This window comes from Nocardioides aquaticus (assembly GCF_018459925.1).
Taxonomy (GTDB): domain Bacteria; phylum Actinomycetota; class Actinomycetes; order Propionibacteriales; family Nocardioidaceae; genus Nocardioides; species Nocardioides aquaticus.
In genome coordinates, this window is record NZ_CP075371.1 from 897,595 (window position 1) to 909,685 (window position 12,091).

Annotated in this window: 11 protein-coding genes; 5 read left to right on the top strand and 6 right to left on the bottom strand. The window is 74.7% G+C overall.

Translation table 11 applies throughout. The annotated features are described in order from the left end of the window. Positions 1–22 precede the first annotated feature (22 nt). Together typA and heR are read right to left on the bottom strand one after the other, a co-directional pair. Positions 23–1,918, bottom strand: coding sequence for a translational GTPase TypA (gene typA / locus ENKNEFLB_RS04365; protein ID WP_214058078.1), 1,896 nt, complete (start codon positions 1,916–1,918; stop codon positions 23–25). 120 nt (positions 1,919–2,038) lie between these two features. Further along, entirely contained in the window at positions 2,039–2,833 is a 795-nt protein-coding gene (heR, locus tag ENKNEFLB_RS04370; protein ID WP_214058079.1) for a heliorhodopsin HeR, read from the bottom strand. Between the two features lie 77 nt (positions 2,834–2,910). Here heR and ENKNEFLB_RS04375 point away from each other — a divergent pair, with 77 nt between their 5' ends. Further along, complete coding sequence (locus ENKNEFLB_RS04375; RefSeq protein ID WP_214058080.1) at positions 2,911–3,375, top strand: PPOX class F420-dependent oxidoreductase; 465 nt, start codon at positions 2,911–2,913, stop codon at positions 3,373–3,375. Positions 3,376–3,378: 3 nt separating this feature from the next. Here ENKNEFLB_RS04375 and ENKNEFLB_RS04380 read toward each other — a convergent pair whose 3' ends face one another. Next, positions 3,379–4,221: a helix-turn-helix domain-containing protein gene (locus ENKNEFLB_RS04380; protein ID WP_214058081.1), complete on the bottom strand. Its 843-nt coding sequence runs from the start codon at positions 4,219–4,221 to the stop codon at positions 3,379–3,381. 130 nt (positions 4,222–4,351) lie between these two features. Between ENKNEFLB_RS04380 and ENKNEFLB_RS04385 the strand changes: the two genes are divergently transcribed. Next, positions 4,352–5,230 (top strand): alpha/beta fold hydrolase, encoded by an 879-nt coding sequence (locus ENKNEFLB_RS04385; protein WP_214058082.1) that lies wholly within the window; start codon positions 4,352–4,354, stop codon positions 5,228–5,230. Positions 5,231–5,324: 94 nt separating this feature from the next. Here the strand turns inward: ENKNEFLB_RS04385 and ENKNEFLB_RS04390 are convergent, their stop codons facing one another. Together ENKNEFLB_RS04390 and ENKNEFLB_RS04395 are read right to left on the bottom strand one after the other, a co-directional pair. After that, positions 5,325–7,631 (bottom strand): MMPL family transporter, encoded by a 2,307-nt coding sequence (locus tag ENKNEFLB_RS04390; RefSeq protein WP_214058083.1) that lies wholly within the window; start codon positions 7,629–7,631, stop codon positions 5,325–5,327. Continuing rightward, the gene (locus ENKNEFLB_RS04395; protein WP_214058084.1) at positions 7,628–8,218 is read right to left on the bottom strand and encodes a hypothetical protein; all 591 of its coding nucleotides are present in this window, start codon (positions 8,216–8,218) and stop codon (positions 7,628–7,630) included. Before ENKNEFLB_RS04395 ends, ENKNEFLB_RS04390 begins: the two co-directional genes overlap by 4 nt. 131 nt (positions 8,219–8,349) lie before the next feature. On the opposite strand from ENKNEFLB_RS04395, the gene ENKNEFLB_RS04400 reads away from it, so the two are divergent. From ENKNEFLB_RS04400 to ENKNEFLB_RS04410, 3 genes are all read left to right on the top strand, one after another. Beyond that, a complete protein-coding gene (locus ENKNEFLB_RS04400; RefSeq protein ID WP_214058085.1) occupies positions 8,350–8,817 on the top strand; it encodes a hypothetical protein in 468 nt (155 codons plus the stop codon). 80 nt (positions 8,818–8,897) lie between these two features. Beyond that, positions 8,898–10,226, top strand: a complete 1,329-nt coding sequence (locus ENKNEFLB_RS04405; protein ID WP_214058086.1) for a M4 family metallopeptidase — start codon at positions 8,898–8,900, stop codon at positions 10,224–10,226. A gap of 27 nt (positions 10,227–10,253) precedes the next feature. After that, positions 10,254–11,213 (top strand): DMT family transporter, encoded by a 960-nt coding sequence (locus ENKNEFLB_RS04410; RefSeq protein ID WP_214058087.1) that lies wholly within the window; start codon positions 10,254–10,256, stop codon positions 11,211–11,213. A 100-nt stretch (positions 11,214–11,313) separates the two neighbouring features. Here ENKNEFLB_RS04410 and ENKNEFLB_RS04415 read toward each other — a convergent pair whose 3' ends face one another. Beyond that, positions 11,314–12,003: an aspartate/glutamate racemase family protein gene (locus ENKNEFLB_RS04415; RefSeq protein ID WP_214058088.1), complete on the bottom strand. Its 690-nt coding sequence runs from the start codon at positions 12,001–12,003 to the stop codon at positions 11,314–11,316. Positions 12,004–12,091: the final 88 nt, after the last annotated feature.

The following is a 12,091-nucleotide window of genomic DNA, read 5'->3' on the forward strand; positions in this document are numbered from 1 at the left end:
CGTACGAGGTGGTGCGGGGCTGCTACTTGCCGCCCTTGCGCACGCGCGAGGCGGTGCGGGCACGCTCGCCGGCGTCGAGTACGACCTTGCGGATGCGGACCATGTCCGGGGTGACCTCGACGCACTCGTCGTCGCGGCAGAACTCCAGGCACTGCTCCAGCGACAGCTTGCGCGCCGGGATCAGCTTCTCGAAGTTGTCGGAGGTGGCGGAGCGGATGTTGGTCTGCTGCTTCTCCTTGGTGATGTTGACGTCCATGTCGTCGGCGCGCGAGTTCTCGCCGACGATCATGCCCTCGTAGACCTCGGTGGCCGGCTCGAGGAACATCACGCCGCGCTCCTGCAGGTTGGTCATCGCGTACGCGGTGGTCGCGCCCTTGCGGTCGGCGACCAGCGAGCCGTTGGTGCGCGAGCGGATCTCGCCGGCCCACGGCTCGTAGCCCTCGGAGATGCTGTGGGCGATGCCGGTGCCGCGGGTGTCGGTGAGGAACTCGGTGCGGAAGCCGATCAGGCCGCGCGCCGGGACGACGAACTCCATCCGCACCCAGCCGGTGCCGTGGTTGGTCATCTGCTCCATGCGGCCCTTGCGGGAGGCCAGCAGCTCGGTGATCGTGCCGAGGTACTCGTCGGGCGCGTCGATGGTCAGGCGCTCGAACGGCTCGTGCAGCTTGCCGTTCACCTCCTTGGTGACCACCTGCGGCTTGCCGACCGTGAGCTCGAAGCCCTCGCGGCGCATCTGCTCGACCAGGATCGCCAGGGCGAGCTCGCCGCGGCCCTGGACCTCCCAGGCGTCGGGGCGCTCGGTCGGCAGGATCCGGAGCGAGACGTTGCCGATGAGCTCGGCGTCGAGACGGTCCTTGACCAGGCGGGCGGTGACCTTCCCGCCCTTGGTACGACCGACCAGGGGGGAGGTGTTGGTGCCGATGGTCATCGAGATGGCGGGCTCGTCGACGTGGATCAGCGGCAGCGCGACCGGGTTCTCGGGGTCGGCGAGGGTCTCGCCGATGGTGATGTCGGGGATGCCGGCGATGGCCACGATGTCGCCGGGGCCGGCGGACTCGCCGGGCTTGCGCTCGAGGCCCTCGGTGACCAGCAGCTCGGTGACGCGGACGTTCTTGACCTCGCCGTTGCGGCGCATCCAGGCCACGGTCTGGCCCTTCTTCAGCTCGCCCTCGTGGATGCGCAGCAGCGCGAGGCGGCCCAGGAACGGGGAGGCGTCGAGGTTGGTGACGTGGGCCTGCAGCGGCGCGCCCTCGGTGTAGGTCGGGGCGGGGATGGTGTCCAGGATCGTCTTGAAGAGCGGCTCGAGGTTGTCGCCCTCGGGCATGGTCGCGTTCTCGGGGGCCACCAGCGAGGCGACGCCGGCGCGGCCCGAGGCGTACACGACGGGGAAGTCGAGCGCGTCCTGGGAGTGGGTGTCGTCGAGCAGGTCCATGAAGAGCTCGTAGGTCTCGTCGACGACCTCGGCGATGCGGGCGTCGCCGCGGTCGGTCTTGTTGACGACCAGGATCACCGGCATGTCGGCGTTGAGCGCCTTGCGGAGCACGAAGCGGGTCTGCGGCAGCGGGCCCTCCGAGGCGTCCACGAGCAGCACGATGCCGTCGACCATCGACAGGCCGCGCTCGACCTCGCCACCGAAGTCGGCGTGGCCGGGGGTGTCGATGATGTTGATGACCATCGGCTGGCCGCCGCCGGCGGGGCCCTCGTAGTGCACCGCGGTGTTCTTCGCGAGGATCGTGATGCCCTTCTCGCGCTCGAGGTCGCCGGAGTCCATGACGCGCTCGGCGACGCTCTCGGCCTGGTGCGCCGTGAAGGCGCCGGCCTGGCGCAGCATGGCGTCGACCAGCGTGGTCTTGCCGTGGTCGACGTGCGCCACGATCGCGACGTTGCGCAGGTCCGAACGAGTGGTGGAGACAGGCATGACGAAGTGGTGTCGCTTCCGCTGGAGGGTCGATGAGCCGGGAGGCCCCAGGGGAGTCTACGGGCGCGGCTGCCCCTGGCCGATTCGTCGCCGGGCGCTCGTGACGTGGTTCACAAGGCCTCAGCCGGCCAGCGAGCCGCCGAAGATCTGCCAGGCGAGCGCCGACTTCGCCACCAGGCTCAGCACCAGGTACGCCTTCTCGCCGAACGCGTAGCTGCGCCACGGCCCGACCCCGCGGTACTGCAGCCACTGGTTGACCGCGAACGAGGAGAAGAAGACCAGCAGCGAGGCGAAGATGCCCAGCACGAACCCCGGCACCTCCTCGGCCGCGGCGATGTTCCACCCGACCGCCAGCCACGGCGCGAGGCCGGCGACGGTGCCGAACCAGAACGGCAGCATCGTGGTGGTGGTGCGACCGGGCGGGTTCATCTGCTCCTGCAGCCAGCCGAACAGGATCATCGCCACGTTGGCCCCCACGATCCCGATCACCGCGGTCACCTCGGTGACGCCGGCGTAGAAGCCGATCAGCACGATCATCACGGTCGCGGAGACCGAGTACTCGCACCAGCGGAACCGGTTGATGCCCCGGCGCAGGTCCCGCTCGTACGTCCCGCGGGCCGCCGTGGCGGTCAGGGCGTGGTCGAGCGCGGCGAGCAGCAGGAAGAACGCGATCGCCCAGCCGACCCGGACGTCGACCAGCGCCTCCGGGGCGGCCGGGGTCGAGCCCGGCGGACCGGTGGGCAGCATCGTGGTGACGGTGATCGCGAAGTCGGACGCCAGGACGAGGACGGCGACGGCCTGGACGGCGTGGAGGACGGCGAGGCCGAGGTTCCAGCCGCGCAGCGAGCGCAGGGAGGAGTCGTCGACGCCGCTCGCGGTCGCCTCGTCGGTGTACGCGGCGCGGTGCTGGGCCATGGGGTGCTCCTGCTCGTGCTCCTGCTCGTGCCCGTGGAGGCGCGGGACGGCGGCTGGGATGTGCCTAGTCTGTCGCCATGGTCAACTACGCCACCGCCGACCGGGTCTCCCGCGACGAGCTGCTCGCGTTCGTCCGGCCCCGGCACCGGATGACCCTGATCACCCGTCGCAGGGACGGCCGGCCGCAGGCCTCGCCGGTCACCGGCGGCGTCGACGCCGACGGACGGCTGGTCATCTCGACCTACCCGCAGCGCGCCAAGGCCGCGAACCTGCGGCGCGACCCCGTGACCAGCGTGGTCGTGCACTCCGAGGACTGGGACGGACCGTACGTCCAGGTCCACGGCAGGACCGAGGTGCTCGACATGCCGAGCCGGGAGGCCGAGGACGGCCTGGTGGAGTACTTCCGCTGCATCGCCGGCGAGCACGACGACTGGGACGAGTACCGCGCCGCGATGCGCAGGCAGGGCAAGTCGCTGCTGCGGATCACGCTCGAGGACTGGGGTCCGGTGGCCACCGGGGGGTTCCCGCCCGAGCAAGACTGACGGTCAGCGTGATCGCGCCGCGAGGGCGCGGCAACCGTCGGCGGTGAGCTTGTCGGAGGGGAACCACTGCTCGATCCGCAGCTCGTCGACGGCGACCTCCAGCGGGGCCTGGACGGTGCTCACGACCAGCTGGAACGCCCACACCTCGGCCCGGACGCGCAGCTGCAGCTCGACCGACGGCGCGGACGGGGTGGTCGGGTCCGGCCGTCGCCAGTCCGGCTCGACGACCGGTGAGGCCAGCAGCTCCTCGACCAGCGCACGCAACCGGGCGTCGCCCGGGTCGGCGAGCAGCTCGCGCTGCATCCGCCACAGCAGCTCCCGGGCGATCGCGGCCTGGTTGACGATGGCGCGCCCCCCGCTGTCCGGGTCCAGGCAGAGGCGGGCCAGGTTCAGGCCGGCGGGGTCGAGGGTGGCCGGGCCGGGCAGGGCCGCGCCGAGGACGGCCAGCGCCCCGGCGTTGACGTCCAGCACCCGGTACGTCCGGTCGATCACGACCAGCGGGAACGGCTCGTGGTGCCGCTTCATCAGCTCGAGGGTCGCCCGGACCTGGTCGGGCAGTGCGGAGTCGTGGGCGGGCTCGGCGTACCAGGCGGGGTGGCCGGCGGCCCGCAGCATCGCGTTCGCCTGCCGCAGCGGCACGTCCAGCGCCGTGGCCAGGCGCACCACCATCTCCGCGCTGGGCGAGGACCGGCCGGTCTCCAGGAAGCTGACGTGCCTGCTCGACACGTCCGCGACCAGTGCCAGGTCCAGCTGGCTGAGGCCGCGCCGGGTGCGCCAGTGCCTCAGCAGCGCCGCGAAGAGCCCGGCGCCGCTGTCCGCCGCCCCGGCCCCCGGTCTGCTCGCCACCCGGTCACCGTAGGCCGCGGACGGGACCCGGGCACCTACCTCCGCACGTCGTTGCCCCGGGCCGGGCCACGGGTGAGGGTCGCAGCACGGCCCGCGCCGGACGGGTCCACCCCGACCCCGAGGAGCCCTGATGAGCACGATGACCACCGCCGAGGCGAGCGACCTGTTCCGGGCGCCACCGCCCCGCCACGTCGACGTCGGGAACGGGCAGGTCGCCGTCCGCAGCGTCGGGTCCGGGCCCGACGTCCTGCTGGTGCACGGCTGGCCGGCCTCCGGGGCGACCTTCCGGACCCTGCTGCCGCTGCTCACCCCGCACCTGCGGTGCCACGTCGTCGACCTGGTCGGGGCCGGTGGCAGCCGGTTCGACCGGACCGTCGGGCTCTCCGTCGCCGACCACGCGGTGGCCGTCCGCGGGGTCGTCGACGCCCTCGGCCTGGACGACGTCGCGGTGGTCGGGCACGACAGCGGCGGCCTGATCGCCCGCCACGCGCTGGCCGGCGACCGGCGCGTACGGGCGTGGGGCCTGGTCGCGACCGAGCAGCCGCAGGGTCCCAGCCGGAGGTTCAGGTCGTTCGTCGCGGCCCGCCGCGTGCCCGGGTTCGAGCACCTGCTGGCCCGGGTGGTCGCGCACGACCGGCTGCGGTGCACCCGGTTCGTCCTCGGGGACTGCTTCGACGACCGCAGCCTGATCGACGGGGAGTTCGACGAGTTCTTCTTCCGTCCGCTGCGCGACCCGGAACGACGATGGGCCGCGGGCGAGCTCCTGCGCCGCTTCGACCTCGGGTCGTCCTTCGCCGCGCTCGGTGGGCTGCACGCGCGCATCCGGGTGCCCGTCCAGCTGGTCCAGGGTGCCCGCGACCCGTTCTTCCCGCTGCGCTGGACCCAGGAGATGGTCACGACCTTCGGTGGCCCGGCCCGGCTCCACGTCGTGGGCCGCGGCAAGCTGTTCGTCCACGAGGAGTTCCCGCGCGAGACCGGGGAGGCGCTGGTCCCCACCCTGGTCGGCTGAGCCGGGACCACCAGGCGCCGCGAGCGTCACCTCGAGGCGCCGCGAGCGTCATCTCGGTTGTCCGGAGGCGTCATCTCGGCGGGGGCGTCACCGGTCACCGGCCGGCGGGGCCGTGCATCCGGCGGCGGGCGCCGAAGCGGCTGCTCGGCCAGGCCGCGCGGGGGCCGAGCACGGTGAGCAGCGCCGGCACGACCAGCAGCCGCACCACCACGATCTCCAGGGCGATCCCCAGCCCCACCGCGAACGCCAGCTGGGAGAAGGGTGCCAGCGGCACCAGGGAGAGCAGCGCGAAGCTGGTGCCCAGGGCGAGGCCGGCGGTCACCACGGCGCTCACCGACGACGGCAGCGCGTGGCGCACGGCGGCGCGCAGGGTGCGGCCCTCGGCGTCCTCCCAGACGTGGCCCACGGTGAAGATGTTGTAGTCCGAGGCGAAGGCCAGCAGCAGCACCGCCGCGGCGAACGGGACGTAGAAGGTCAGGCCCTGCCCGGGGGCGGCGAGGTCGAAGACCAGGCTGGTGATGCCCAGCGTCGCGCCCAGCGAGAGCAGGCTGGTGGCCAGCAGGGCGATCGAGGCGACCACGGCGCGCAGGAACAGCAGCAGCATCAGCAGGTTCGCGACAAGCGCGGTGAGCGCGATCCGGAGCAGGTCGGCCTCGGTCTGCTCGACCAGGTACGCCGCGGTGGCGCTGTCGCCGGCCAGCGCGACGCTGGTCCCGGCCAGCCCGGCCTCGCGCAGCATCCCGGGCAGGGCGGCCTGCACCAGGTTGGTGGTGGCCACGGCGTCGGCGCCGAGCGGGTCGCTGTCCAGGATCACCAGGTAGCGCGCGGCGTCGCCGTCGTCGGAGAGCAGCAGCAGCCGCTCCACCGGCCCCGGCTGGGAGCCCGGGCCGAGCACGCCGGCGACCCCGGGCAGCCGGGCGATGCTGGTGCCGAGCTCGCGCAGGGCGCCGCGGCGCTCGGCGACGTCGTCGCCCTCCACCACCAGCTCGGTGGGGGAGAGGATCCCCTCGGCGAACCCGTCCTGCGCCTGCGCGGCGGTGGCCCGGATCTCGGAGCCGGGCGGCAGCGCGCCGATGAACGAGACGCCGAGGTCCAGGCGCAGCACCAGGCTCGCGGACAGGGCGAGCCCGGCCAGGCAGGGCACCAGCACGAGCAGCCCGGCGCGGCGCGAGGCGGTGGTGCGGTCGATCACCGCCGCGGGCCACTGCGGGGTGCGGACCGTGGTCCAGGAGCGCCACCGCGCCCCGACCGCGCCGAGCCGGCCGCTCAGCGCCCGGCGGCGCTCCTCGCCCGGGCGGCGCGAGGGCCAGAAGACGAGCCCGCCCAGGATCGCCATCAGGGCCGGGACGAGGGTGATCGCGACGACCAGGCCGACGGTCACCGTGAAGGCCAGCGCCGGGCCGAGCGCGCGGAAGAACGGCGACTCGGCGGCCAGCAGCGTGGCCGTCCCGGCGGCCACGGCCAGCCCGGCGACCGCCACGATCGGCCCGGAGCGGCGCACGGACGCCGTGGTCGCGGCGATCGAGGCGGCGCGCACCTCGGCCCGGGTGCCCTGGCCGCGCAGCAGGGCCGGCTGCTGGTCGCGCAGCGAGGAGCAGAAGAAGATGACGTAGTCGGTGACCACGCCCAGCAGCAGCGCGATCACCACCGGTTCGAGCTCGTCGGGGCTGGCCAGGCCGAGCAGGTCCGAGAAGTACGCGGTCAGCCGCAGCGTCACCACGAAGGACACCCCGGCCGCCACCAGGGCGATCAGCGGCGCCACCAGCGAGCGGAACGCGAACCCCACGATCAGCACGATCGCCAGCAGCGTGATCGCCTCCACCCCCGGCAGGGCGTCGCGGATGATCGCGCCCTGCTGGGAGCGGGCCGGCGCCGACCCGGTCACCCCCACGACGTCGTCACGCTCGGTGAAGAACCGCTCGGCGTAGTCTTCCGCCGAGCGGGTGCGCTGGCCCAGCGAGGCGTCGGCGCCGTAGAGCAGGTAGGTCAGCGACGTGGTGCCGGTCTCGCGGGAGCCCGGGAACAGCCCGAGGGTGTTGGTGACCGGGATCGCGCCCAGCAGCGGGTCGACGTCGCCGGCGCGGCCTCGGTCGACGGCCAGGGCGCGGACCACGGTGCGCGCCTGGGCGTACGGCGAGAGCCCCGACGGGTCGCGCTGCACCACGACGGTCCGCGCGACCAGCGGGAAGCCGAACAGCTCGACCGAGCGCAGCTCGGCCTCCACGGCCGGCGTGTCGCCGGAGAGCAGGCCCGACAGGCCCCCGCCGCCCGAGGCCTGGGCCGGGAGGAAGGCCAGGCAGGCGCCGACCGCGGCGAGCCAGGCCACGACGACCAGCCAGCGACCGGCGACCAGGCCGCGCGCGAGCACGCCGCTCAGGCCGCCGCCCGCGCCGGGGGTCACCGTCGTGCGGGGGAGGGCCGACGGATGCCGAGCCGGGCCAGCTCGGCGTCGGCGAGGACGCGGTGGGTGGCGCGGGCCTGCTCGGGGGTGCGGCCCGAGGACGCGTCGTCGGGGGAGGGGTCGAGGGTGGCGACGGTGGCGTAGGGCAGGGAGGCGCGGGCCCGGTCGGCGAGGTAGCGGTCGTAGCGCGGGTCGTCGTCGTGCTCGGCGAGGTGCCGGCGGATCTGGGCGACCTCCCGACCTCGCCGCAGCCGCAGCGGGACGTACAGCCCGGCGATCGGGGTGACGGGGATGCCGACGACGGCGATGCCGAGCACGACACCGAGCTGGCGGAGCTGGCCCTTGACCTCGCCGCCGCGGGCGCTGATCTCGTCGGCGGTCTCGGTCACGTCGGCGCCGATCTCGGCCGGGCGCTCCCCGACGAGGGGCACCGCGGACAGCGACTGCAGGCCCTCGCCGACGGAGACCAGGGAGCGGCCGGAGGAGGCGACGGTGTCGCCGACGTCGGCGGCCCGCCACAGCGTGACGCCGGTCCAGGCCCCGATGGCGATCCACAGCACCACCCAGGACAGGACGGCGGCGTCCATCAGCCGGAGGGTCCGGTGGTCCGCAGCTACCCGTATGGTCGTCGACACGGGCCCTGTCTTATCAGAGCCGACCGACACCCCTTCGCTCCTCAGGGCCGGCCCCCGGCCCGGGACCCGCCGCAGGAGACGCCATGACGAGCCCGACGAGCCCGACACCCCCGCCGACGACGACCATCGAGGTCGAGGAGTCGGGGTGGCAGCGGTGGGCGTCGCGGCTGCTGCCGGTGCTGACCTTCCTGGTCGGCCTCGGCCTCGGCGCGCTCGTCGTGACGGCCGGGCAGCCCGCCGCCGAGGCGCCGGAGGCCTCCGGCGGGCCGTCCGCCACCCCGACCGGCGAGGCCGGGGAGGCCGGGCAGGAGACGGCCGACACCGTGGTGACCCTGCCGGGGGCCTGCGAGGACGCCGCGGAGACGCTGACCGAGGCCACCCGCCTGATCGACGACGTGGCGGGGGCCGTCCGCGACTTCCGCCCCGACGAGCTGGTCGGGCTGCTCGACCGGCTCGAGGACCTCGACTCGGAGGTCCGCTCGCAGACCGCCGAGTGCAGCCGCGTCGACATCAGCGAGAGCGCCTCGCCGGAGCCCTCGCCGTCCCAGTGAGGCCCGGTGGGGCCAGGCGAGGCCCGGTGGGGCCCGGTGAGGCCTGGTGCGGTGTCGGCGGTGTCGGTGAGCATGGGGCGATGACCTCGACGCCGCAGACCCGTCCCACCGTCCGTTGCGGCATCGTGCCGCCCTACCTGCTGGAGCACCTGGGGTACGGCGACACCCTGCTGCTCGACGACCGGATCCGCGCGCGACGCCGCGACCGGCGGGGTGACGGCGCGGCGCCGCTGACCGGGGCGTGGACGGTGCACGACGCCGGCAACGGCACCGACCTGCCCGGCCGGCCGGTGCGCAGCGCGGGCGAGCCCGGGTCGGGCGACGCGGCCGTCGACGAGGCGGCCGCCGGGATCACCGGGGCGCTGGCGCTGTTCCGCGAGGTCTACGACCGCGACTCCTACGACGGTCGCGGGGCGCCGGTGTCGCTGACCGTCCACTACGGCCGCGACTACGCCAACGCGTTCTGGGACGGCACCCAGCTGGTCTTCGGCGACGGCGACGGCGAGGTGTTCGCCCGGTTCACCAAGGCCGCCGACGTGCTGGCGCACGAGCTCGCGCACGCCGTGACCGAGCGCACCGCCGGGCTGGTCTACCAGGGCCAGCCCGGGGCGCTGAACGAGTCCGTCTCCGACGTCTTCGCCGCCTGCTCCGAGCAGCGGCTGCTGGGCCAGCAGGCCGCCGAGGCCGACTGGCTGATCGGCGCCGAGCTGTTCCTGCCCGGTGTCCGGGCCCGGGCGCTGCGCGACATGGCCGCGCCCGGCACGGCCTACGACGACCCCCGCCTGGGCACGGACCCGCAGCCGGCCCACCTCGACGACTACGTCGAGACCACCGACGACAACGGCGGGGTGCACATCAACTCCGGCATCCCCAACCGCGCCTTCCAGCTGGCCGCGGTCGCCGTCGGCGGCTCGTCGTGGGCCGGCGCCGGCCGGATCTGGTACGACGCGCTGACCGGCGGCGACGTGCGCCCCGACACCGACTTCGCGGGCTTCGCGGCAGCGACCGTCGCGGCCGCCGGGGACTCCGCGGCCGCGGTCGAGGAGGCGTGGCGCCAGGTCGGGGTACGCCCGGTCGCCGGCAGCTCGGCGCCCGCGACGGGCGGCGCCGCCCCCGGGGGCCCGCTGCGCACCGTCCGCGTCCGCCGCTCGGGGGGCTTCGTGGGCCGCACCGTCGAGGCCGAGGTCGACCTCGGCGGCGCGGACGAGCGCGCGGCGACCCTGGCCGGGCTGGTGGACCGCATCGACCCGCAGGCCGCCCGCCCGGCCGGCAGCCCGATGCCCGACCACTTCACCTACGAGTTCGACCTCGACGGCCGGCAGGTGCGGGTGCCCGAGCAGGACCTGACCGACGACCTGCGCGCCGTCGCCGACCTGGTGCTGCGGCCCGACGGCCCGACGGAGGCGTAGGTCCCGGACGGCTGCGACGATGCCCCGGTGAGGACTCCTGCCGCGGCGCCGGCCACCGCCGGGGCGCCGGGGCCGGTGCTGGGCCGGGGGCTGCTGCTGGTCTGCCTGGCCGGCGTCCTCTGGGGGACGATCGGCCCGTCCGTGCCGCTGGCCGTCGAGGCCTCCGGGCTCGGCCCGCTGACGGTCGGGGCGCTGCGCGGGCTGGTCGCGGCCGGCGTCCTGCTCGCGGCGGTGGCCTCGGTCGGACGGCTGCGCCGCTGCTGGGTGCTGGCCCGGCCGCAGTGGCGCCGCGTGGTGGCGGTCGGCGTGCTCACCGCGACCTTCCAGCAGCTGTTCTTCGTCGCCGTGCTGTGGGCGGGGGTCAGCATCGCCACGGTCGTGTGCCTCGGGTTCGCCCCGGCGCTGCTGCTGGTGGTGGGCAGCGTCCGCGAACGCCGGCCCCCGGCCGCGGGGGCGCTGGCCACCGTGGTGGTCGCGGTGGTCGGGCTGCTGCTGGTCGGCGGCGCCGGAAGCGAGGGGCCGGCCGGCTCCCGCCCGGTCGTCGGGGTGCTGGCCGCGCTCGCCGCCGGTGCGGCGTACGGGTTCTCCGCCGAGGTCGGCGCCCCGCTCTCGCGGCGCCTCGACACCCTCACGATGACGACCGCGACGATGGTCGTGGCGGCCGGCGTCCTGCTGCCCCTCGGGCTGGGGCTGCCGCTGCTGCGCGGGGAGCCGGTGCTGACCGCTGACCTCGCGTCGTGGGGGTGGATCGTCTACCTCGGCGTGGTGACGATGGCGGTCGCGTACGCCCTGCTGTTCACCGGGCTGCGCACCACCTCGAGCGGCACCGCGGTGGTGGCGAGCCTGCTCGAGCCGGTGACGGCGGTGCTGCTCGCGGTCGCGTTCCTGGGCGAGCGGCTGAGCCCGGCCGGCGTGCTGGGCTCGGTGCTGATCCTGCTGGCCATCGCCACGCTGGGGCGGCGCACGAGGGAACCGGCGCCGCAGTAGCGGCCGGTGGGTGGGTCCCGGGCAGGCCCGCGACGTCATACGTCGGCGCGCTCGGCCGGGGTACGGGACGGATGACGTCCCGCGGCCTGCCGGGGTGGGGTCAGGCCAGGGCGCGGTCGAGCGCGGCGGCGACGTGCAGCGAGGTGCACGGGAAGAGCGGCAGCTCGGCGTCGGCCTGGCGCACGAGCAGCTCGAGCTCGGTGCAGCCGAGCACCACCCCGCCGGCGCCGGCGTCCCACAGCTCCTCGACCAGCCCGACGACGGTGCGGCGCGAGGAGTCCAGGACGCGGCCGTGGATCAGCTCGCCGTAGATGATCGCGTCGAGCTCCTCGTGGTGGTGCGCCTCGGGCACGTGCACCGTGAGGCCGTGGCTGCGGAGCCGGTCGAGGAAGAAGGTGCGCGACATCGCCAGGGAGGTGCCGACGAACCCGATCTCGTCGAGACCCTGGGCGCGGACGGCGTCGGCCACCACGTCGGCGAGGTGCAGGACCGGGATGTCGACGGCGTCGGCGACCTGGTCGGCCACCCGGTGGAAGGTCGTGGTGCACAGCAGCAGGAAGTCCGCGCCGGCCCGCTCGACGCCCGTCGCGGCGCCGACGAGGACCTCGGCGACGTCGTCCCAGCGCTCGGCGCGCTGCAGCGCGTCGACCTCGGCGAAGTCGACCGAGCTCAGCACCGTCCGCGCCGAGCTGAGCCCGCCGCGCCGCTGCTGCACCCCCCGGTTGAGCATCTCGTAGTAGACCGAGCTGCTCTCCCAGCTCATCCCGCCGATCAGTCCGATGGTCTGCACGGGCGGATCATGCCACTCCGGCCGAGATGACGCTCGCGGACAGCCGAGATGACGCTCGCGGCGCCTCGAGATGACGTTTCCGGCGCGC